Below are 21,566 nucleotides of genomic sequence, written 5' to 3' on the forward strand. Positions count from 1 at the left end.
GCTTAATCTCTTATGTAGTTTTCTTCTTTTAATACTTTATAAATCATATTTTGATGCTCTTCGCCCTTAGTCTCAACATGAACCGTAACGTTCGCGTCACCGTAATCAAGCGATATAGAGGTTCTGTCATATGCAATATGCACTATGTTTGCGTTAAGCTCTTGAAGTATCTGGGTAAAGCGCATCAATGAACCCGGTTTGTCGACTAAAGTGACAGTGAGCTTCATCTTTCTGCCGGACTTTAAAAGACCCTTCTCAATAATGACGGAGAGAAGTGTCACGTCCATATTTCCGCCACTTAGCACCAGTGCTACTTTTTTGCCTCTTAGATGTTCGAGCTTCTCATGTAGAAGTGCCGCAACACCGACCGCTCCGGCACCCTCGACCACAAGCTTTTGCTTCTCAAGCAAGAAGAGGATCGCACTTGCTATCTCCTCGTCATCTACGCTTATAAATCTATCGACACTGCCTAACATATAGCCAAGAGTGATCGGCGATGTGTCACGAACCGCGATACCGTCCGCAATAGTTCTCACACTCAGACTGTCCACGGGACTCTTTAACTCAAAAGAGTTCTTAAGCGCAGGAGCGCCCTTTGCACTCACGCCGATAACCTCTATCTTAGGATTTACGCTCTTAATAGCCGCAGCCATGCCAGATATAAGTCCGCCGCCGCCGACAGGAATTACTACTGCATCAAGATCTTGGCACTTGTCTAAAATGTCGAGTGCGAGCGTTCCTTGCCCCGCAATAACCTCCTCATCCTCAAAAGGGTGAATGAACGTCAAAGAGTTTTTCTCTCCGTGCTCAAGGGCATAAGCATAAGCCTCATCGTAATTTGTTCCGTGCAAAATAACCTCTGCACCGTAATTTTTTACGCCGTTTATCTTTGTAAGAGGCGTTGATTCAGGCATAACGATGACCGCTTTTATGCCGAACTTTGAAGCTGAGAGTGCAACTCCCTGAGCATGGTTTCCAGCACTTGCCGCTATAACTCCGCACTCTCTTTGCGCATCTTGCAGTGTTGCTATTTTGTTATATGCGCCTCTTATTTTAAACGCGCCTGTTACTTGAAGATTCTCTTTTTTTAGATAAACCTGACATCCTGAACTCTCACTTAGATGAGGAGCGTATGAGAGAGGCGTATCTACGACGACATCTTTTATGCGCTCTCTTGCTTCGTAGATCTTTTTTACGTCAAACAACTACGCCCCCTCGTGCAAGTTACGATGTTCTACCATTGTGCACATATTTTGAACTACTCTCATACCTGCATCTTTGGCGCGAGCGGCAGCTTCGTTGTTTACGATCTCTTTTTGTGCCCAAAATACTTTTACATCGCCTCTTTGTATGCACGCATCAGCCACATTATCAAGCTCTTTTGGTTTTCTGAAGATGTCTACCATATCTATCTCAAACGGAACTTCTGCAAGTGAGCGATATACCTTCTCACCGAGAATCATCTCCTCTTTAGGATAGATAGGAACTATCTTGTACCCCTGCTCTTTTAGGTACTTTGCAACTCTGTTGCTTGCCTTTGTCTCATCGGGAGAGAGCCCGATAATCGCTATAGTTTTTGTAATATCAAATATCTCTTTAATCTCTTGTTTGTTTGAGTTTACTGTAGGGAATTCGCACTCCATTATAAAACCTTTAATTGAAAAATTTTCTAATTATATCCAAAGTTTCTCCTGCCCTATGCGGTAGAGTGCGAAATCATATTTAAGCGGGTCATTTTTGTCAAACTCTTTTAGTTTTGCCGTAAGCTCTATCGCGGCTTGCAGGTCGTAGCTCTTTCTCTCTAAAAGCCCCATCTTTTTTGAGACATTGAATGTGTGTGTGTCAAGCGGGATGATAAGGTCTGCTTTATCTACTCCGCTCCAAAGACCCATATCAATGCTGTCCTCTCTTACCATCCAACGCAGATACATCATCCAACGCTTTAGCGCCCCTGCTCCCTTTGTTTTTAGAGTTACCTGAGAGATTAGAAAGTTATAACCCATACTCTGAAACGGATAGAGTTCTTGAAGAGCTTTAATAACAGAGTTTATCCCCTCAATAGTGCTTCTGTTTTTAAGATAGCCGCTTTTAAAAACCTCTTCCAGCGTGCTTTTTTCGTTTAGTCGTTTAAGAGCGATAAAAAGAGCGGCAACATCCTCACTCTTTTGAAATCTGTAGTAGTGCTTTTTCAATCCCTCTCTAATCTCATCATCACTTTTTTGCAGAAGAGAAAAATCAAGCGAGTTTAAAAACTTCACTATCTGCTTTACATTTCCGTAGGCAAAAAGAGCGCAGATAAGCGAGATGGTCGGGTCTTTATACTTGTGCGCAACCATAATGGGGTCTAGCCGCTCCTCACATATCTCACCCTCGCAGTTGCGCTTGGCAACTTCTAAATCCAACAGTTGTTTTATGTTTATGTCACTCACTTCTTAAACCTCAAAAATATTATTAATTTTTTAAGCGTATGCTATCACACAATATCAATATTTAGACAAAATTTATTTCAATCTCCCTAAAATCTCCAAAGCTTGTATCTCAAATTTTGAAAAAGCAAACCACTTTTTGCCCAAATCTTTAAGACTTGCTCCGATGTGATATATCTCTTTTTGATCGATGATGAGAAATCTATCATGAGCGTTTTTAAACTCTTTTAACTCTATGTTTTTATACTGTGAACTGTATTTTTGAAAATCAAGACGAAGTTGCTTTGAGATAGTTTGTGTATAAATTTTGATTTTTAAGTTTGGATATTTGCTAAAAAGTGTAAAAACCGTGTCGTCTATGTAGTTGTCAATAAGCACGACTTCACTTTTTGCACTCTTCAACAAATCATTTATAAAGGCATACGCATCGTATGTTTGCCCATCGAAAAAGATTCCCTTATCTGGTTTTTTGGTTTTGTCTTCTAAAGCATTCAGGACAACATCTATTTTCTCATCTGTACGAAACTGTTTTTGTTCTAGTGAATCCAATCTTTGAAAAACAAGAGCATTATTTGAGATAAACTTTCTCATATTTACAAAAGCTTCTATGATTTGAATACTTACTTTGATGGCTATATCACTTCGTAAAACCGCCGAAAGCATAGAAACACCTTGCTCTGTAAATACATAAGGTAAATATTTTCTATGTTTTCCACGAGCATTTTCTAAGGTCGCATTTTGCGACCTTAAAGATTTTTCTTTTTCTAAGGTGCCAAATTGGAACCTTAAAGAATCTTTTGAACTTGAGGTGTCAAATTGGAACCTCAAGTTTTCATACTCCTCTTCGGTAAGTTGAAAACGAAAACTTTGTGGAAATCTTTCTATATTTCGATTGACTGCCCGATTTAAGTTTTTTGTCTCCACCTGATATAGTTCAGCTAAATCACTATCAAGCACAACCTGAAGTCCTCTGATAGTGTGGATTTTATCTTGCAGATTTTGTTTATTTACAATTTCTAGCTTGTTCATTGTTCAAAGTTCCAAGTATTGATTTTATCCATCATACTAAAACAATTTATTTTTATTAAAAAATATGTCATTTTGAAATGTTTTTTTTTGTATGCATTCCCAAAGTCTTCGTTTGGAACGAGAAAAACTTTAATAACTACTTAATTGTTCTAGATACATACTCTGCAATACCACTACCTATAGAATCTGTTATTTTAATCATTGATTCCATGTCTTTTTGAATCTCTTTTGTCAATTTCTGCATGCTGTTTAGCTCCACAATATTTCGTTCAACAAATTTTTCATAATCACCTGAAAATATGTCCTCAAATAGTTTTAAAACTGCATCATTTGTATGAGATTTATCTGGGTATCTAAAATACATATTCATTTTATCAACATTATTAAATAGATCATTATCTATTAGTTTTGACAAGTTTTCAAAATTGTAATTAGCATATTTTTTTACAATAGATTCTAATTGTTTTATACTCTCTTGGTAATCTATTCCATCTAAATGTGGGGTTATTGTTTCCAATGGTGTAAGCTGATTATCGCCATCTTTCAAAAACTTATAAAGTGTTTCAATGTTGTGGATTTTATATTTTTTAGGCAAATCAATACTAATATTTTGAATAGTAATTAAACATTTTAAATAGAGTTCTATCCCATGTCTTGCATTGTAAATTGAAACATACAATTGAGGAATTAGACGAGTTGCTAAAATATATGATTTTGTTTTAATTAATTCTTTCAATAAACTATTACAATCTTCAGATAACACACTTGCAGAATACATATATGATTCTGCTAATAACAACCAGCCTGTAGCTTTGTTTGCACTCATATATGATAACCTTCCTTCTTGGTGGTTATTATTATGGATTTAAACATTTTATATTTATTTGTATGCGGGGTTAAAGCCCCACTTCCATTTTTCATTATTTCTTCGTCACTAATCCTATTAAATCTCAAAAATCGTATCGATTTTTTGCATAATCTCATGTGTCTTTGTAAGTGCTACTATGATTTTGTTGTAGTGTTCGTAATCTTCTTCTCGCATCTCGCGCCCTGCTCTGTCTTTGAGCCATTTTTGAGCGGGTTGGTAGCCGCCTATGTAGAACTCCCAAGCAATGAGCGGGATTTTGTCGATGTACTGCTCATCGTTTAGCCACAGTTTGACAAAATCGCCCTCTATCTCGACATCTTTTTTGCTTATCTTTCTCTCAATGGTGTTATTTTCACTCTCGTTTAACGCTATAACTATCTCATAAACTTTTGGATTTTCAAGCAGATGGTAGCTTCTAAGTTCACCGCCTAATTTTACCAACTCCCAAAAAGTATCTGCTTGCGGATAGGGAACGCGAGGAAAATCAATCTTTAAAAACTCTTTGTACTTTTCTCTGTAGGCAGGAGAGTGTAAAACGGCGTAGATGTAGTCTAAAATGTCAATAGGTGCAAAGCTATCTTTAACGTCCGTTTTTTCATTGACAAATGCAAGCCCCAGTTTCTCCTCTATCTCTTTTACTATCTCAAGATTTAAGTTTGGCGTGCGTTCTGTTGTTAGTGAGTTTTCGTCTGGGTAGAGGTAGAGAGGAGAAAAAATAGAACCTTTTGTTCTTTCACCACATTTAACATCAGATATATATTTTGAATAAAAAATTTGATTAAAAGTATCATCACTGCTACTTCTTGCAAAGATTAAACTATAGTTATTATTTAGCAAATGTTTTCCTACTTCTTTTCTAGTCCAAGAAGTTAAAATATCACTATATGTTAAATATCTATTATCAAAAGGTCTAAAGCAGTAATCTATTATTTGACTATTTAAATCACTTTTAAATGCTTTTTTTCTGTTCTCTGATAATTTCCAATCTCTTGTATCTCCAATTTGAAAATTTCTACTAGTTTCTGTGAAATATTTTTGTCTTATTTCTTCATCACTTATTTTAGGATCTTGAAATTCATCATTTTTTTTAACTTGTTCTTCTTTTGTGAAAGAATGAGCAAGATAATCACGAGATGTTTGAACACCCGTTGAGTAGACTTTTAATAAATTTTGTAAACTTACAAATTCTTTATATTCTTCATTTTTATTTGCATGTGTAATAAAAAAATAATATGGCTCATTACATTCCAGCTTTTTCCATGCAATATTTTTCAAGCTATTATCATTTAAAAAGTCATATTTAAACTCTCTTTTACCATATAAATCGTAGTGATAAACATCTGCTAGTTTTTTACTTTTGGTAGTTTTTATAAAGATATTTATACTTACACCCTGCATAATGTCGAATACATTTTCATCTTTGCTTCCATCGGGGCAAACCTCTTTTTTCTTTGCATTGCCATGTAGGTCTAAAATGTAAATCTTATCAAAACACTCTAAAAGCGATTTTCTCATCTGCCTATGCGTGATGCCGTCTATAAAAGAGTTGTTTGAGATGTAGGCTAAAATTCCCTCACCATTATTTTCTACATAGTGTTGTCCATAGCGAATAAATTTTATATAATCATCATCTAAACTTATCTTTCTCTCATTTAAATTTTTTTTATAATCCTGCAAAAGTTTGCTTATCCACTCGCCTTTGTTGCTAGAACTTACTGCATACGGCGGATTACCCATCACAACCATAACGGGAGTCTCTTTTTTTACCCTATCCGCCTCTTGGGATTCGGTTGCTAAAAAAGAGGCAAAGAGATTGCCTGTTTCGTCATGATGCTCTTCAAGAGAGTTTGTCAAAAAGACTTTGAGCCTCTGCGTGGTTGTCGGCTCATAGCCTGTAAGTTTTAAGAGCAGGTCTAGTTTTAGGTGTGCCATGGCGTAACTTGCCATGACTATCTCAAAACCGTGAAGCCTTGGAATGAGATGTTCGGTTACATAGCTGTTCCATTTGAGGTACTGCTTTTTCTCATACAAAAACTTAATGGTCTCTGCCAGAAATGTTCCCGTTCCCGTTGCAGGGTCAAGCACTTGGACTTTGTGAACTTCTTTGTCTATTTTGCCTTTTTTAGAAGGATTGTCCACTTTTATGGTTATCTTGCTTGTATCAGACAACCCTTTTGGAAGGTTAAACTCACTTGTCAGAACTTCATCGACTGCACGGACTATAAACTTTACAACAGGCTCAGGCGTGTACCAAACGCCCCTGCTTTTTCTAAGTTTTGGGTCAAACTCCGCTAAGAACTCTTCGTAAAAGTGGATAATTGGGTCATTTCTTTGTGTCGTGCTTCCAAAGTTCTCAAGCAGTTTGGTTACATCTGTTGCTAAAAATATCTTGACTAAACTATCGACTATCCATGAGATTCTGATATCTAAGTCATACCCTGCGAGTTGCTGAAAAAGCTTGCGTAAAAACGGGTTTGAATGTGGCAAAAGTTCGGCGGCTTCTTGTCTGCTAAAGGTTTGAAGTGTGGAGTCATGAAATCTAGCCGTAAACATTCCGTAAGTGATGGTTTGTGCGTACATGTCGGCAAAATCTTTGGGCGTCATATCGTGGATGAGCATCTGTTTAAATATTTTGTACTGTGAGTAAAGCTCTGTATTTTCATCCGCTTCTATATCAATTTCTATGGCTTTTAACATCACATCTGCCATAAGTTTTGCTTTATGTGCCATCATACATGCAAGACGCGACGAGGATGTAATGCTCTGTCCGACAAAAGAGGTAAAGTCTTTGATAAGGTTTATAAACTCTGCAAAGTTTTGTGGAAGTGAGACGATTTTGCCACCAAGTATCTCGGCGATTTTTATCGTTGTGTAGAGCTGTGCGTTTTTGTAAAATTGAAACTCCATATAGTCTGTGATAATAAGGTTTTCAAGAGCGTTTTTATAGCGTGTAAACTGCTCGTTGTAATCTTTGTGGTTTAGGTCTTTGCCTATATCTTTGGCTTCAATATGCCCTATCTCGATGTTGTCTGATTTTGTGGCGATAAGGTAGTCAGGCGCACCCGCTTTTACTCTTTTTGGCTCGTTTATGGCGATAACGTTTGCATCAATGGCTTCGACTAAATCTTTAAGATGCCCTCTGTAAGTATGCTCCGTTGCTGAGCCTGTAAGGAACTCATTTGATATTTTTGTGATGTAGTCATGAAGTTTTTGCATGTTTTTTCCTTTAATGCAAATGATAAAGTTTTTTTCGCTCGCTTGATCCTGCTATGTTTAGCTGTTTTCTGTACTTTGCAATTGTGCGTCTTACCATTTGTACTTTGAACTTCTCTTGGATTAGCTCTAGGAGTTTCATGTCGCTTAGAGGTTTGGCTCTGTTCTCGTTCTTGACAAGACTTACCACAAACTCTTTTATCGCCGCATTTGAGACATCTTCATCTATTGCGGTGGTAAAGAACTCTTTCATGGCAAAAACGCCTCTGTTGCAGGCTATGTACTTATTTGCGATGGCTCTTGAGATGGTTGAGGGATTGTGTCCAAACTCATCTGCCAAAGTTTTAAGAGTTAGCGGCATAATGGAGCCGCCTGTGAAGAACTCATACTGATACTCGACTATCATAAGCCCCACTTTGTAGAGTGTCGCTTTTCTCATATCTAGCGCATCTACAAGGCTTTTTGCCTCTTTTATCTTTTGAGAGACAAACTCATGCTCGACACCGTAGTTCGTATCTATGTGGATAGTCGGGTAGTAGGCGTCATTTAGCTTTACCTCTATCTGCTCATCTTCGTTGAAAAATATCATCAAGTCAGGTACTATCTGCGAAGACTCCTCCTGATACTCGATTGAGGGAGGATTTTTAAAAGTGCCAAGTACGCGCATAACTTCCGAAAAATTTTTCTCATCCGAATAGGCGTAAATATTCTCCAGATCTTCTATGACATTTACCGCCAAACGGTAGGCCTCATCACTTATATCGGAGCTGTCCAGCTGAAAAAGAAACGACTCTGAGAGGTTTTTTGCCCCGATGCCAACAGGTTCGACATGAGCAAAACGAAGTCGGATTTTTTCAAACTCCGCCATCTCAATGCCGTTTTTTTGGCAAAACTCTTCGCTACTGCCCTCATAGTAACCGTTCTCATCAAGATTTGCGACAACATAAGAGGCGATTTTCTGAGAGATGGGTGTAGGAAAGAGAGGAGCCTCCAACTGCTCGTCCAAAACGTCATACAGTGAGCGATTCTGAATGGTCAAAGCCTCTATCTGCTCTGTTCTGGAGTTGCTTATAGAGGAGTTGATGATCTTTTTTGGGATTCTCTTCTCAAAATCCTCCTCATATCCGCTTGATACTTCGACAACAGGATTTGACTCGACAAACGGTGCCATTGCCTCGCCCAGATCGCTTAGGCTTGAGTGCAATATCGGAAGCCAATTGCGCAGAGTGTTTGAGAGCTTGTGCTTGTTCTCTACGCTATGTGTCTGTCTTAGAGCCGCCATACTTTCTTAAGCCCCTAGAGCTTAAACTCCTCGCCAAGGTAGTGTTTACGAACATCGGCATTCTGACCTATCTCGGCACTTGTCCCGCTTGCCAGCAGTGTGCCTGATTTTATAACATAGGCTCTGTCGCAGACATCGAGGGTCTCACGCACGTTATGGTCGGTTATCAGTACGCCTATCCCATAAGATGCAAGCTGTTTTATGACCGTTTGAATATCCATAACCGCTATGGGGTCAACTCCCGCAAAAGGCTCATCCAGAAGCAAGAATTTCGGCGAATTGACCAAAGCTCTTGCGATCTCTACACGTCGTCTCTCCCCGCCGCTGAGGCTTATGCCTTTTCTATAGCGGATCGGCTCGATGTTAAACATATCAAGAAGCTCCAAGATTCTCTCCTCAGCAGCTTTTTTATCTTTTATCTTTACCTCTGCGGCGATAAGAAGATTATCCTCAACGCTTAGATCTTTAAATATCGAGGCCTCCTGAGGAAGGTAGCCTATTCCCTTTAGGGCTCTTAGATGCAGAGGCATCCCAGAGAGGTTCTCATCATCAAAAAAGACCTCGCCGCCGCTTGCTTCAACAAGACCGCAGATCATATAAAAGGTAGTGGTCTTCCCTGCTCCGTTTGGTCCTAAAAGTCCGACGACCTCGCCGCTTCTAACCTCAAGACTCACCCCTTTTACGATCTCGAGATCTTTTATCTTCTTCTTTAACTCTACTGCTTTTAGTGTGTGCATATCGTGTACTCTCTTTTATCATCAGAAATTTTTTCTATAGTAATAGTCATATTTTTAATCTCAGCCGAGTCTAAAATCTCAGCCAACTCATCATCGCCCCACTCTACAAAGTGAAGTCCATCTCTATCAAGCTCTTCAAGCATTCCCAAAGAGATGAAGTGTTCAAGCCCATGATTGTAGATGTCGTAGTGAAAAACTCTATCCCCGTAACAGTGCTGCAGAGAAAAAGTGGGCGATGTCACTTCATCATCAATGCCCAGATACTTGACCGCTCTCTTTACAAAGGTAGTTTTTCCAGCCGCCAACTCTCCGCGCAAAATAACTACGCCGCTTCTAAAATTTTCAACAACATCCTCAACCAAAGTGTCCAGTTCTTTTAGCGAAAGTAGATATTTTCTCATAATTTATTTGATATTTCAATGATTTGTTTGAGTTTTTCTTTGGCTTTTGATGTTTTGATAGCTTCTCTTGACATCTCTAATCCATCTTGAATATCACGCGCCAAGCCATCAACCATCAGAGATGCTGCGGCATTTATAAGCACTATATCTCTCTGTGCATCCGTCGCCTTGGAGTCAAGAATATTATATAAAATATGCGCATTGGCTTTAGCGTCTCCGCCGACAATAGCGCTCAGAGGTGCTCTTTTTATGCCATACTCCTGAGGGTCGATTATAAACTCGCTTATCTTGCCATCTTTAAGGCGTGAAGCGTAAGTGATGTCGCTGATGCTTATCTCATCCATCCCCTCTTTAGAACTAACGACCATAGTTGAGACTGCTCCGTTCATTCTTAGTGCTTCTGCTATTTTTGGCACAAAAGATCTATGAAAGACTCCCAGAAGTGACTTTCTTGCTCCCGCAGGGTTTGTTAAAGGTCCCAAGATATTAAAAATAGTCTTATCGGGGATGCTCTTTCTCACAGGCATGATAAACTTCATAGCAGGGTGATGGTTTTGCGCAAACATAAATGTGAAACCGCTCTCTTCAAGAAGTCTTGCGCTCTGATCAATATTGAGATCTAACCTTACACCAAGCTCTTCGAACATATCTGCACTTCCTGATTTTGAAGTGACCGAGCGGCTTCCGTGCTTCGCAACCATACTTCCGCAAGAAGCTGCTAAGATCGCCACGGTTGATGATATATTGAAACTCCCAATCTTGTCTCCGCCAGTTCCTACTATGTCGATAACTTTTGAGCGCAGATCTTCTGCAATAGGCAGCTCAACTGCGAAAGAGCGCATTACATCAGCAGCCGCAGCTATCGTTTGAATCTCCGTGTTTTCGTCAAGCTTTACACCCAGCAGAAGCTCTCTCATCTGCTCATCGTTCATCTCATGCTTAAAAAGAGAGGTAAATAGTTTTTTTGCCTCTTCGTAATTCATGAAATCTCCTTTATATACTCTTCTTGAAGGCTTTTTGGGGTTGATTTTGTCTGCGGGATCTGCAGTACTTTATACTTTTTTGCAGAGTTTAGATAGTTTATAGTAATAATATCCCCTACCGCAACGTTTTTACTCGCCTTTGCCACAACGTCATTTATCAGTACGACTCCATTTGCTATCATATCCTGAGATACGGAGCGTCTTTTTGTAATATTTACCGAATTTAAAAATTTATCTACTCTCATAAAACACCGTTTACATATTTTTGCATATTGTAGAGAAATAAAACTGAAATAGATGTAAGAGTTGGAACATTTTTTGCATTAAATTTTACAGGATATAGATTTTTTAAATTTTTATGATGCAAATCCTGTTCTAAAACACTCTTTTTCAACAACTATTCTCTTCTGCTTCTCTTTTCTTTTTGTATCTTTTTCGACAAATATCTTTTTACGTGTTTTTGGGTCCATCTCGGTGTAATACATCACCGCGGAGTATGTTCCGGGGGTAGGAGTAAAGACTTGCGCCTGTTCCGGGTTCATCTTTAACTCCTGTGTTGTAAAGCGCTTTAGCTCATGCATATCCTTCTCTTCGCAACCCGGATGAGCAGCGATGAGATAGTAGGTTAAAAACTGCTTTTTGCCCTCTTCCTTGTTTAATTCATCGTACATCTTTTTAAACTCGACTAAAGTCTCTTTACCCGGTTTTCCCATAAGTTCAAGTACATGCTGCTGAGTATGTTCGGGAGCTACTTTTAGCTGACCTGATATATGGTGCTTGACCATCTCTTTTAGGTATGAGTATCCATGCTTTTTATCTGCCGTTATCAAATCGTAACGCACGCCTGAGGCAATAAAGGCTTTTCTTACACCCTCTACTTCTCTTATTTTTCTAAGCAAGCTTAAGTTTCTGCCGTGATCCACATGCATAACTTTGCAGAGTCTATCGGCATCTACGCATCTGATATCGTCACACGTCCCTTTTTTGAGCTTTTTGTCGCACTCATATCCGTACATGTTGGCTGTCGGTCCGCCTACGTCGGCTATAATGCCCTTGTAATCTTTGTATTTGTTAAAATATTTCGCCTCTTGCAAAATATTCTCTTCCGTTCTGGTTCGTATCGTTCTTCCCTGATGAACTCCAATCGCACAGAAATTGCACTCTCCCCAACACCCTTGATGTGTCATTATCGAGAACTTTATGGTCTCAAGACACTTCACTTTTCCATCTTTTGCGTAGTATGGATGAAGCTCTCTTGTAAAAGGGAGGTTTGCGTTTGCGTCCATCTCTGCCTGATTTAGATAATCACACGGCGGATTTTGGATTAAAAAGCGTGTATCTACACTCTGGCATAGACCTTTTGCGCTTATTGGGTCGTTATTGTCGTAAAAATCATCAAAGAGGTCTATATACTTCTCTTTCTCATCCAGACACTCCTGATGTGATGGGAGCTGTATAAACTCATAATTAGGCTCTTTTGAGATGTAGCAAAGACCGCGTATATCTCTGTAGTCTCTCCCCTCATCCAAAGCGCGAGTTAGCTGTTCTATGGCTATCTCGCCCATTCCGTAAACCAAGATGTCCGCTTTTGCATCGAACAAAATAGGCTTTTTAAGCCTGTCCGCCCAGTAGTCATAGTGTGTAACTCTTCGCAGACTCGCCTCTATTCCGCCTAAAACAAGCGGCACCGTATTTTTAAAATATCTTCTAATAAGGTTGCAGTAAACACTAAGCGCGCGGTCTGGTCTTTTGTCATTTTTTCCGCCCGGGGTGTAGTCATCCGTGCTTCTAAACTTCTTTGTCGCAGTATAGTTTGAGACCATACTGTCAACACTGCCGCCGCTCACTCCCCAGTATAGACGAGGCTCGCCAAGGCGCTTAATATCGACATCGCTGTTTATGTCTGGCTGACCTATCATCCCGACGCGATAGCCCATTCTCTCTAACATCCGCCCGACCATGGCAACGCCTATGTAAGGAGAGTCTATGTACGCATCGCCGCTTACTAAGATGATGTCGCACTGATCCCACCCCTTTGCATCCATCTCCTCTTTTGTTGTCGGAAGAAAATCTCTTGTGCTAAATGTCAAGGTATCTCTTTTTGTATCTTTTGTTTTGTTTCTTCTGCTCAATTTGTGCCCTTAAAGATGAAAAATCATATTTTTATCTTTTATTTGTATAATAATACTCAATATATTTAAATTTAGAGATTATAGATAAAGTGTGGATATGAAAATAGAGATAGATAGAGTAAAAATAATAAAAAACGCCATTATAATAGTGCTCTCACTAATTGCTGTTTTAGTTCTTATATTAGGTGTTTTAAGCTCAGACTTCACAAAACTTAAAAAATATGATGTGGCTTCTAAATCTCCAAGAGAGAGCCCTTACAACCGTACAATACTATCTAGTCTGAGCAACAGCATGAATGTATCGATCAGCAGCGACTCAAAAGCAAATCTGGGTGACTTTGTTTTTAATATTTCAGGTGATAAAAAGCTTATTGCCAATATCGTCATAAAGTATAAGCCTATAAAAGATGAGAACTCTTGGTTTAGTAACAGCGATGAGATAAGGCAGGAGATACTTAAAAAAGGGGTTATTCTTAGGGATGCCACGATCAACACGATGCTTGGGTACTCCGCCGCCAATGCGAACAATGAGCAGATGAGAGAGAAACTGAAAAAGACTCTAAACAAAAACCTCTCCTCTTGCGAGATAGAAGAGGTCTATTTTAATCAGTTTATAATACAGTAGTTTCTCTATAATAAAAACAAAAAATATGCATAAATCGTAAAATTATGTTATATTATTACCTCTATTTTCAAAGGCAAAAGTGTGTTCAATGTAGATTTAAATAAGAAAATTTTTTGGTTTATCGCTATACTTATTATAGCAACAAACGCTTTTTTGACATTTTATGTCTATCAACAAAAACAAGAAGCTATACAAATAAGAGCCTTTGCAAAAGGTGAAACACTTAAAGACTACTTTATTTCAATGAGATCTGTGTATCATCAGCAGTTTTTAAATAGTGGTTTAGATATAAATGACTCTACCCTAGGCTTTTTGCCCGCTCATGCTGCTACACTGATCAGTGACAAATTTGAAAAGCTATCAAAAGACAAAGTGACCATCAGAAATGTCACAGATAGACCAAGAAACCCAAAAAATATGGCTGATGCATCGGAGCTTGAGGCGATAAAATATTTTAAAAATAGTCCAAACGCCAAAGTATATATACAAAAGATCAAGCAGGGTTCAAAAGATATTATTCACTATAGTGCACCGCTTATTATAGAACGGTACTGCATTGAGTGCCATGGAAAAAAAGAAGATGTTATGCCTTCTATAATAGAGAGATATAATACCGCTTATGATTATAAAGTCGGAGATATAAGAGGTGTAACGAGCGTAAAAATTCCTGTTGAAAATCTAGAACAAAAAGCTTTAGAAACTTTTTACAATATGGTATTTTTTACTTGGTTTAGTACTCTCTTTTTATTGACTATCATCTACTTTGCCATAAAATCACTTACCAAAAAAGAGATAGAGCAAAAAGCGATACTTAGAAAAGAGGTGGAGAGAAAAACTGCCTATCTAAAAAGACAGCAGAGTGAACTACAGCACCTCTTTAGTATATTAAAAACAGTAAAAGATTCTAACCAAATCCTTATCAAGGCCACAAGTGTTGATGAACTTATAGAGAACACCGCTTTGTCAATGCACTCAAACACATCTTTTGCAAACGTAAAGATATCACTTTGCGAGAATAAAGAGCTTGTTGTAAAGAGCTCGGTAGGTGTAGTAGAAGAGATTGAAATAACTAAGGTCGAGCGGGATGTGTTTCAAAACAATCGCTATATTTTTCTAAAAAACTTTGATGATACTCTACATGAAGAGTGCATGGAGAAGGTAAAAAAATATGAGATTTCCGAAATATACTCTCTTCCACTTAGAAAAAATCACAATGCACAAGAAGCACTTGGAACAATTACTATCTACTCTACTGAAGAGAGGGGACTTAGTAAAGATGAGCGAGATATGATAGATGAGCTAGCAGGTGATGTCGGCTTTGCCATAAACTCTTTTTATCAAAAAGAGGCGATCAATAAACTCTCATTTTATGACTCGCTTACAAATCTTCCTAATCATACTCTTTTTGAAAAGCATATTATGCAGGCTCTTGAAAGCAGCTACAAAAATATGAAGTATGGCGCTCTTATATATATGGATATAGACAACTTTAAAAGCGTAAATGATCTGATGGGTCAGGATGATGGAAATACCGTTTTAATAGAGACTGCCAACAGGCTGGCGATGCAGCTTAAAGATGTCTCTATGATCTCAAGATTTGGAAGCGACAAATTTCTGGTCTTGGTAGAAAATCTATCAAGCAAGCAAGAGAGTGCGGCCGTTGTTGCAAAGGAGCTTGCAAAACAGATTTTAGAGATCACAAAAGAGCCTTTCACTCTTAGGGATAAAACCTTTTATCTTACGTGCAGTATAGGTATTGCACTTTTCTTTGACAACGTAGAGACTGCCGCTCTACTTCTAAACCAAGCGGAATACGCTATGCGAACTGCAAAAAAAGATGGAAAAAACGTCATAAGGTTTTATAACCACTCCCTTCAAGAGACAACAAAATCAAGATCTCTGCTAATTCAAAATATTAAAGAGGCTCTAAAAGAGAATCAGTTCTTTGTTCTTTATCAAAAACAGTTTGACATAGAGGCAAAGCCGGTAGGCGCCGAAGCGCTTATCAGATGGCAGCACCCGACTATCGGGGTAGTATCTCCTGCTGAGTTTATTCCACTTGCAGAAGAGTCTGGCGTTATTAAAGAGATAGGACATTTTGTTCTTAACAGTGCGGCAGATGAACTTCTATCTTGGGCAGAGGACGATGTAAAAAAAGAGTGGAGAATATCTGTAAACGTCAGTCCGCTTCAGTTTAGTGATGCAGGCTTTGTAGATGAGATAAAAGAGTTGATAAACACTAAGATGATAGATCCAAACAAACTTAGACTTGAACTTACAGAAGGCGTGCTAATAGACAACCAAAAGGGTGCGATGAAAAAAATTGAGGAGCTAAATGCTTTTGGCGTCTCATTATCTATTGATGATTTTGGAACAGGATACTCTAGTTTGGGATATCTTAAACATCTAGAGATAGATGAGCTTAAAATTGACCAATCATTTGTTTTTGGTCTTTTAAATAACAACTCTGATAAAACCATAGTAAAAACGATAATTTTAATGGGTAAAGAGTTTAACTTTGAAGTAATAGCCGAAGGTGTGGAGACAAAAGAGCAGTTTGAGCTCTTAAAAGAGATGGGGTGTGACCTCTTCCAAGGCTACTACTTAGCAAAACCCTGCAGAGCAGAGGATCTTTAAATAGTTAAAACTGCGGCTGCAGAAATGGTATAACCTGCTTTTTACGGCTAAGAACACCGTCAAGCCATGCCTGATTGTCTTGGAGCTTTGTATTGAACGCTTTTTCAACTTTGCTTGCATCATCACTAACGACAAGAAGTTGAGAACCCTCTTTCATTATATCTGTCAAGAGGATCATTATTGTATGTAATCCATCCTCTTGCTTCATGAGTTTCATATCTGCAAAGAGGTCACCTATTCTGTCGTTAAGTACAGATATATCAACCATCTCCAACTGTCCTACTCCGACTTTTGTACCGTTCATATCAAACGCTTTGTAGTCTCTTGTGTTTAGGTTTCTAGCAGTTGCACCCTCAACGGCAGACTTTGCTATGAACATCTCCATTGCGAGAGCTTTGTAATCTTCGATGCCGCAAATTTGAGAGAGCTCTTTGACCGCTTTTGTGTCTATTTTTGTACATGTTGGAGATTTAAAGATAACGGTATCACTTAAAATCGCGCACATCATCATTCCTGCTATATCTTTTGGAATCTCAACTCCGTGATAGTCATACATCTCTTTTATAACGGTATTTGAGCAACCTATCGGACGAATCCAGCACTCAAGAGGAGTATCTGTAGTAATATCGCCTAGTTTGTGGTGATCGACTATGCCCAGTATTGTCGCTTCTTTTATATCTTTTGGAGCCTGTGCAAGATCTGAAAAATCTACTAGATAGACCTTTTCACCTGCATAAGATGTTTTAAGCTCCGGTGCCTCTGCTCCAAATCTGTTAAGTATAAACTCTGTCTCAGGAGAGATATCGCCTTGGCGGGTCGGTACACAATCCTCGCCTAGCTTGTTTTTTAAATATGCAAGAGATATTGCACCTACTATTGAGTCTGAATCGGGATTAGTGTGACCAAAAATATATGTTGACATGTCTGCAGCCTTTAAAGTTTTTTGTAATTATACTAAATTTTTGTGTTGTAAAATAACGATATAATTTTGCAATGGATGAAATAAGCAACTACATAAGCACAGATATATTTTTTTACCACTCCCTTATAGTCTCAGGTGCTCTTTTAATAATAATGGTTTTGATCCATATGCTCTACAACAGACGATCTGCAAACAGCATAACCGCTTGGCTGCTCTTTATAATCCTACTCCCTTACGTAGCAGTAGCTTTATATTTTATAATAGGCTCTAGAAAAAGGGAAAAAAGATACAAAAAAGAGACTCTTACTCTTAAAAACAGAACTACCGATGGCAATATACAAAGCAGCATTGACAAGATGTTAAGAGAGTACGGCATTGCCGATGCCTCAAAAAACAGCGAGTTTAAACTTCTCTTAGATCCGCTAGAGACATACAATGAGCTTCTCAAATCCATCAACGGTGCAAAAAAATCGATCTTTATCAGTGCATATATTTTCAAATATGACAGAGTTACCAAGGAGATCCTCAAGGCTCTTGTTGAAAAAGCAAAAGATGGAGTGGAGATAAAGATCCTTATAGATTCTCTGGGTTCACTCCCTCTGTATCTATTTCGCCACAGATTAGAGAAGCTAAAAGAGAGCGGCGCGAAAGTGGAGTTTTTTATGCCTGTCTTTGAGATGCCATTTAGAAACTACATAAACCTTAGAAACCACAGAAAAATATATATATTTGACAACGAGAAGGTCTTAAGCGGAGGAGCAAACCTATCAAAAGAGTACCTTGGTCCAAAAGATAACAAAAATAGATGGCAAGATATTATGTTTTTCATCAAAGGTGCTTCTGTAGAGCACTTTTTTGAGATATTCGCCTCAGACTGGCAATATGCTTCCGGTGAGCAGATAGAGTATATAAAAAGTAACACACAAGAGGATGGAGAGATCTTTCTACAGGTGGTTCCATCAGGTCCAGATGTCGATAAGGATATTTTATATGAGGTTTTACTCTCGGCAATATATGGAGCAAAAGAGAATATATACATCATAACACCATACTTTATTCCAAATGAGACACTCATACAAGCACTTATAATCGCACATCACAGAGGAGTAGATGTAAAGCTTATCACACCAAAAGAGGCAAATCACACCATCGTAAATCTGGTAAGAAGCTCATACATGAGAGAGCTTGAAGAGGCGGGTATAAAGATATATCTGCATAGCGGTGCTATGCTTCACGCAAAAGCGATCATCTTTGATAGTGAGAGTCTCCTTCTTGGAAGCGTGAACTTTGATAACAGAAGCCTATTTCTAAACTATGAGGTGGGAACTTTTATCTACTCAAAAAAGATCATAAATGAAGTTGAACTTTGGGCGCAAAATCTTATAGAGAGCTCCTCGTTCGGAACTAAAAACGTCTCTGCTCCAAAGAGGATCTTTGAAAATCTTCTACGCATACTAGCTCCGCAGCTCTAAGGTCTTGTCATGTTTATACCAAGCAGTTTTTTAAAATCCCTGAGACATCAAGAGGAGAGCTTAAGAGTAGAGTTCAGCCTTCTATGCTGGAACGTGGCAAAACTCACAATGAGCAGCTCCTACAAAGAGTTTATAGAAGCACTCATACAAAACCATGATTTTGACCTGATGCTGCTTCAAGAGGTCAAGAAGAGCATATCTCATGAACTCGACATTCATGACTACTCATACGTGCTCTCCCCAAATATCGAGACAAAAAAGCATATTTTCGGTGTTTTGAGCGCTTTTAAATCATCATGCGAAGATGAGTTCGCCCTGCTTAGTAAAAAACGTGAACTTAGATATGCGACACACAAGGTCTCGCTTATCACACATCACAAAATGCCAAACAACGACATACTTCTTGTAGTAAACCTGCACGCTATAAACTTTGTAAACAACAGCGCATTTAAGAATGAGCTTGATTATCTCTATGAATCTCTAAGAGCTCATAAGGGAGCGATGATAGTAGCGGGTGATTTTAATACTTGGAATCTCAAAAGGGTACAGTTTTTAAACGAGTTTACGCACAATCTATCGCTAAAAAAAGTTGAGTTCGGTGACGACAAACATATCAAGAAAATTTTTACAAACTCTCTGGATCACATATTTTACAGAGATCTAAGCCTTACATACTCCGAGGTTATAGACAGCAAAAAGATCTCCGACCATAACCCCATCATCGCAAAGTTCTCTACTCTATAAACTCTACAACATCTTCGTAAGGCAATCTCAGTTGAGATGACTGCTCATTTACTCTATATCCAAAGGGGAGTATCAATGAGAGTTGATATTTTTTAGTATCAAGCCCCAGTACCGTCTCTACATCCTCTTTGTCAAACCCTTCTATAGGGCAGCTGTCGATGCCAAGCGTTGCCGCGCAGGTCATCATATTTGCCGCGGCGATGTATGTCTGTCTTGCAGTCCAGCAGAGTATATTTTCATCACTGCTTAGCGTTTTGCTCAGATGAGTCGCATACTTATCCATATAAAAATCAAGCATCTCACTCGGCATCTCTCTTCTTGAAAATCTCTTTTTTACTACTCCACTCTCCGGTTTTACGCTCTCTATGGCAGCGAGTATTACTACCAGATGAGAAGAAGTTGTAATTTGGGGCTGATTCCAGCAGTGAGGTCTTATCTTAGCCTTTAGCTCCTCATTTGTTATAACTAAGAACTTCCAAGGCTCCATGCCAAATGATGATGGAGATTTACGTCCCGCTTCGAGTATCTCTCTTATCTCTTTTGCTGAAATTTTTCTCTTCTCATCAAAAAGCTTGCAGGCGTGTCTGAAATCCATCGCCTCTTTAAATGTTTTGCTCATAACTTCTCCTCTTGTAGTCTCTATTTAAATAAAAGATTATATACTTCCAAAATTAACAAAACTCCTTTTGAAAGAATAATAAAAGAAACGACAGCATGGAAAGCTTTGCACTTATTTTTAGCGCCATTTTTATTGGGTACATTTTAAGTAAATCCGATCTTTTCCCCAAAGAGACGCCGCTTATACTAAATCAATTTATTCTATACATCTCTGCGCCAGCTCTTGTTCTGCTTAAAATTCCAAAACTAAGCTTCTCACTTGATGCGCTCATCCCTGTTTTCATCGCTTGGAGCGTTATGAGTGTGAGCGCCATAGCTGTCTTTTACCTCTCAAAACTATTTTCATTTACAAAAGAGGTGACCGGCTCTTTGATGCTTGTGGCGGTTTTAGGCAACACCACCTATCTTGGTATCCCAATTGTCAGCGCCTATTTTGGAGAGGATGCTCTCGGCTATGTCTTGATGTATGACCAGCTTGGCACCTTTATAGCGCTATCTACCTACGGAACCTTTGTCTCTGTCTACTACTCAAGCACAAAAGAGGTAGATATACGCGCACTTTTTTTAAAGATTCTCTATTTTCCGCCTTTTTTAGCCCTTATAGTCGCGCTTTTTTTAATGGGCACCTCTTTTCATCCCGTCATAGAGAGCGTGCTCGCTTCGCTTGCTAGCACGATTGTCCCTTTAGCGCTTGTAGCTGTCGGTCTTCAGCTGCGCTTTAGGCTCCCAAAAGATGAGATAAAACCATTTTCCGTTGCTCTGGCAATCAAACTTGTCTTTGCTCCGCTTGTCGCTATTTTTATCTGCAGAATCTTTGGATGGGATTCAGAGGCGGCACTTGTCTCGATCATGGAGTCCTCTATGGCGCCTATGATAACGGCGGCGGCTGTTGCTTCCATGGCAGGTCTAGCTCCGCGTCTTAGCTCTGCCATTGTGGGGTATGGGATCCTCTTATCGTTTGCAACAACGTGGATCTTTTATCATTTAATTACATAAAGGGAGAAAAATGGAGTGTTATTGCGGCAGTAAAAAAGAGTTTAATGAGTGTTGTGAACCGTTTTTAGATGGTGATTCAAAACCGAGCACACCCGAAGAGCTTATGCGAAGCAGATACAGCGCTTATGTTATTGGCAATGTTGAGTACATAATAAATACGGCCGTAGAAGAGAACCGATACCCTGATGATGCAGTGCTTATAGAGGAGTTCTCAAGAACTGTTTCGTGGCTAAAACTAGAAGTGTTGCAGGCAAAAGAGAGTATGGTTGAGTTTAAAGCTTACTATAGAGACAATGAGGGTATAAAGGTTCAGCATGAGAGAAGCATCTTTGTTTATGAGGATGGTGTTTGGCTCTACAAGGATGGGAAACACTTCAACTCTAAGATAGAGCGCAATGAACCCTGCCCGTGCGGGAGCGGTAAAAAATATAAAAAGTGCTGTGAGACAAAGCAAAACAATTAATATGTTAAAATTCCATCA

Annotated in this window: 20 protein-coding genes; 6 read left to right on the top strand and 14 right to left on the bottom strand. The window is 38.9% G+C overall.

Annotated features, from left to right (window positions below; genetic code table 11):
* Positions 1–2: 2 nt before the first annotated feature.
* The 12 genes from ilvA to FCU45_RS05015 all read right to left on the bottom strand — a co-directional run bounded on the left by ilvA (position 3) and on the right by FCU45_RS05015 (position 13,029).
* On the bottom strand, positions 3–1,205 hold the full coding sequence (gene ilvA, locus FCU45_RS04960; RefSeq protein WP_137012895.1) for a threonine ammonia-lyase: 1,203 nt from the start codon (positions 1,203–1,205) through the stop codon (positions 3–5).
* Positions 1,206–1,643, bottom strand: a complete 438-nt coding sequence (locus FCU45_RS04965) for a CoA-binding protein (RefSeq protein WP_137012897.1) — start codon at positions 1,641–1,643, stop codon at positions 1,206–1,208.
* Between the two features lie 30 nt (positions 1,644–1,673).
* Positions 1,674–2,429: a TIGR02757 family protein gene (locus FCU45_RS04970; protein ID WP_137012899.1), complete on the bottom strand. Its 756-nt coding sequence runs from the start codon at positions 2,427–2,429 to the stop codon at positions 1,674–1,676.
* A 72-nt stretch (positions 2,430–2,501) separates the two neighbouring features.
* Entirely contained in the window at positions 2,502–3,455 is a 954-nt protein-coding gene (locus FCU45_RS04975) for an ORF6N domain-containing protein (RefSeq protein ID WP_137012901.1), read from the bottom strand.
* A gap of 136 nt (positions 3,456–3,591) precedes the next feature.
* Positions 3,592–4,281, bottom strand: coding sequence for a hypothetical protein (locus tag FCU45_RS04980; protein WP_137012903.1), 690 nt, complete (start codon positions 4,279–4,281; stop codon positions 3,592–3,594).
* A gap of 117 nt (positions 4,282–4,398) precedes the next feature.
* Entirely contained in the window at positions 4,399–7,539 is a 3,141-nt protein-coding gene (locus FCU45_RS04985; RefSeq protein ID WP_137012905.1) for a type ISP restriction/modification enzyme, read from the bottom strand.
* Positions 7,540–7,549: 10 nt separating this feature from the next.
* Positions 7,550–8,818, bottom strand: coding sequence for an RNA polymerase factor sigma-54 (locus FCU45_RS04990; protein WP_137012907.1), 1,269 nt, complete (start codon positions 8,816–8,818; stop codon positions 7,550–7,552).
* Between the two features lie 14 nt (positions 8,819–8,832).
* A complete protein-coding gene (gene lptB, locus FCU45_RS04995) occupies positions 8,833–9,555 on the bottom strand; it encodes an LPS export ABC transporter ATP-binding protein (RefSeq protein WP_137012909.1) in 723 nt (240 codons plus the stop codon).
* On the bottom strand, positions 9,543–9,956 hold the full coding sequence (gene tsaE / locus FCU45_RS05000; protein ID WP_137012911.1) for a tRNA (adenosine(37)-N6)-threonylcarbamoyltransferase complex ATPase subunit type 1 TsaE: 414 nt from the start codon (positions 9,954–9,956) through the stop codon (positions 9,543–9,545). Before tsaE ends, lptB begins: the two co-directional genes overlap by 13 nt.
* Positions 9,953–10,939, bottom strand: a complete 987-nt coding sequence (gene trpD, locus FCU45_RS05005; protein ID WP_137012913.1) for an anthranilate phosphoribosyltransferase — start codon at positions 10,937–10,939, stop codon at positions 9,953–9,955. Before trpD ends, tsaE begins: the two co-directional genes overlap by 4 nt.
* Positions 10,936–11,184, bottom strand: a complete 249-nt coding sequence (locus FCU45_RS05010) for an RNA-binding S4 domain-containing protein (RefSeq protein ID WP_137012915.1) — start codon at positions 11,182–11,184, stop codon at positions 10,936–10,938. The genes trpD and FCU45_RS05010 overlap by 4 nt, the downstream gene beginning before the upstream one ends.
* A 111-nt stretch (positions 11,185–11,295) precedes the next feature.
* The gene (locus FCU45_RS05015) at positions 11,296–13,029 is read right to left on the bottom strand and encodes a YgiQ family radical SAM protein (RefSeq protein ID WP_281276890.1); all 1,734 of its coding nucleotides are present in this window, start codon (positions 13,027–13,029) and stop codon (positions 11,296–11,298) included.
* Between the two features lie 139 nt (positions 13,030–13,168).
* Here FCU45_RS05015 and FCU45_RS05020 point away from each other — a divergent pair, with 139 nt between their 5' ends.
* Complete coding sequence (locus tag FCU45_RS05020; RefSeq protein ID WP_137012918.1) at positions 13,169–13,696, top strand: flagellar basal body-associated FliL family protein; 528 nt, start codon at positions 13,169–13,171, stop codon at positions 13,694–13,696.
* A gap of 81 nt (positions 13,697–13,777) precedes the next feature.
* Complete coding sequence (locus FCU45_RS05025; protein ID WP_137012920.1) at positions 13,778–16,333, top strand: EAL domain-containing protein; 2,556 nt, start codon at positions 13,778–13,780, stop codon at positions 16,331–16,333.
* Positions 16,334–16,337: 4 nt separating this feature from the next.
* Here the strand turns inward: FCU45_RS05025 and FCU45_RS05030 are convergent, their stop codons facing one another.
* Positions 16,338–17,255, bottom strand: a complete 918-nt coding sequence (locus FCU45_RS05030; RefSeq protein WP_137012922.1) for a manganese-dependent inorganic pyrophosphatase — start codon at positions 17,253–17,255, stop codon at positions 16,338–16,340.
* Between the two features lie 71 nt (positions 17,256–17,326).
* Between FCU45_RS05030 and cls the strand changes: the two genes are divergently transcribed.
* Together cls and FCU45_RS05040 are read left to right on the top strand one after the other, a co-directional pair.
* A complete protein-coding gene (gene cls / locus FCU45_RS05035) occupies positions 17,327–18,727 on the top strand; it encodes a cardiolipin synthase (RefSeq protein ID WP_137012924.1) in 1,401 nt (466 codons plus the stop codon).
* 9 nt (positions 18,728–18,736) lie between these two features.
* Positions 18,737–19,471 (top strand): endonuclease/exonuclease/phosphatase family protein, encoded by a 735-nt coding sequence (locus FCU45_RS05040; RefSeq protein ID WP_137012926.1) that lies wholly within the window; start codon positions 18,737–18,739, stop codon positions 19,469–19,471.
* On the opposite strand, the gene FCU45_RS05045 is transcribed toward FCU45_RS05040, so the two are convergent.
* On the bottom strand, positions 19,461–20,090 hold the full coding sequence (locus tag FCU45_RS05045) for an NAD(P)H-dependent oxidoreductase (RefSeq protein WP_137012928.1): 630 nt from the start codon (positions 20,088–20,090) through the stop codon (positions 19,461–19,463). The two genes, FCU45_RS05040 and FCU45_RS05045, sit on opposite strands and share 11 nt — an antisense overlap.
* A gap of 95 nt (positions 20,091–20,185) precedes the next feature.
* On the opposite strand from FCU45_RS05045, the gene FCU45_RS05050 reads away from it, so the two are divergent.
* On the top strand, positions 20,186–21,085 hold the full coding sequence (locus FCU45_RS05050) for an AEC family transporter (RefSeq protein ID WP_137012930.1): 900 nt from the start codon (positions 20,186–20,188) through the stop codon (positions 21,083–21,085).
* Positions 21,086–21,095: 10 nt separating this feature from the next.
* Positions 21,096–21,548, top strand: a complete 453-nt coding sequence (locus tag FCU45_RS05055; RefSeq protein ID WP_137012932.1) for a YchJ family protein — start codon at positions 21,096–21,098, stop codon at positions 21,546–21,548.
* Positions 21,549–21,566 lie beyond the last annotated feature (18 nt).

It is taken from the genome of Sulfurimonas crateris, from assembly GCF_005217605.1.
Taxonomy (GTDB): domain Bacteria; phylum Campylobacterota; class Campylobacteria; order Campylobacterales; family Sulfurimonadaceae; genus Sulfurimonas; species Sulfurimonas crateris.

What these genes read in the sequence shown, in the direction of transcription:
- lptB (WP_137012909.1), bottom strand. Translation starts at nt 9,555, where the DNA reads ATGCACACACTAAAAGCAGTAGAGTTAAAGAAGAAGATAAAAGATCTC.
- trpD (WP_137012913.1), bottom strand. Translation starts at nt 10,939, where the DNA reads ATGAATTACGAAGAGGCAAAAAAACTATTTACCTCTCTTTTTAAGCAT.
- FCU45_RS04965 (WP_137012897.1), bottom strand. Translation starts at nt 1,643, where the DNA reads ATGGAGTGCGAATTCCCTACAGTAAACTCAAACAAACAAGAGATTAAA.
- tsaE (WP_137012911.1), bottom strand. Translation starts at nt 9,956, where the DNA reads ATGAGAAAATATCTACTTTCGCTAAAAGAACTGGACACTTTGGTTGAG.
- FCU45_RS04980 (WP_137012903.1), bottom strand. Translation starts at nt 4,281, where the DNA reads ATGAGTGCAAACAAAGCTACAGGCTGGTTGTTATTAGCAGAATCATAT.
- FCU45_RS04975 (WP_137012901.1), bottom strand. Translation starts at nt 3,455, where the DNA reads ATGAACAAGCTAGAAATTGTAAATAAACAAAATCTGCAAGATAAAATC.
- FCU45_RS05055 (WP_137012932.1), top strand. Translation starts at nt 21,096, where the DNA reads ATGGAGTGTTATTGCGGCAGTAAAAAAGAGTTTAATGAGTGTTGTGAA.
- FCU45_RS05050 (WP_137012930.1), top strand. Translation starts at nt 20,186, where the DNA reads ATGGAAAGCTTTGCACTTATTTTTAGCGCCATTTTTATTGGGTACATT.
- FCU45_RS05020 (WP_137012918.1), top strand. Translation starts at nt 13,169, where the DNA reads ATGAAAATAGAGATAGATAGAGTAAAAATAATAAAAAACGCCATTATA.
- FCU45_RS05030 (WP_137012922.1), bottom strand. Translation starts at nt 17,255, where the DNA reads ATGTCAACATATATTTTTGGTCACACTAATCCCGATTCAGACTCAATA.
- FCU45_RS05010 (WP_137012915.1), bottom strand. Translation starts at nt 11,184, where the DNA reads ATGAGAGTAGATAAATTTTTAAATTCGGTAAATATTACAAAAAGACGC.
- FCU45_RS04990 (WP_137012907.1), bottom strand. Translation starts at nt 8,818, where the DNA reads ATGGCGGCTCTAAGACAGACACATAGCGTAGAGAACAAGCACAAGCTC.
- FCU45_RS04985 (WP_137012905.1), bottom strand. Translation starts at nt 7,539, where the DNA reads ATGCAAAAACTTCATGACTACATCACAAAAATATCAAATGAGTTCCTT.
- cls (WP_137012924.1), top strand. Translation starts at nt 17,327, where the DNA reads ATGGATGAAATAAGCAACTACATAAGCACAGATATATTTTTTTACCAC.
- FCU45_RS05045 (WP_137012928.1), bottom strand. Translation starts at nt 20,090, where the DNA reads ATGAGCAAAACATTTAAAGAGGCGATGGATTTCAGACACGCCTGCAAG.
- FCU45_RS05040 (WP_137012926.1), top strand. Translation starts at nt 18,737, where the DNA reads ATGTTTATACCAAGCAGTTTTTTAAAATCCCTGAGACATCAAGAGGAG.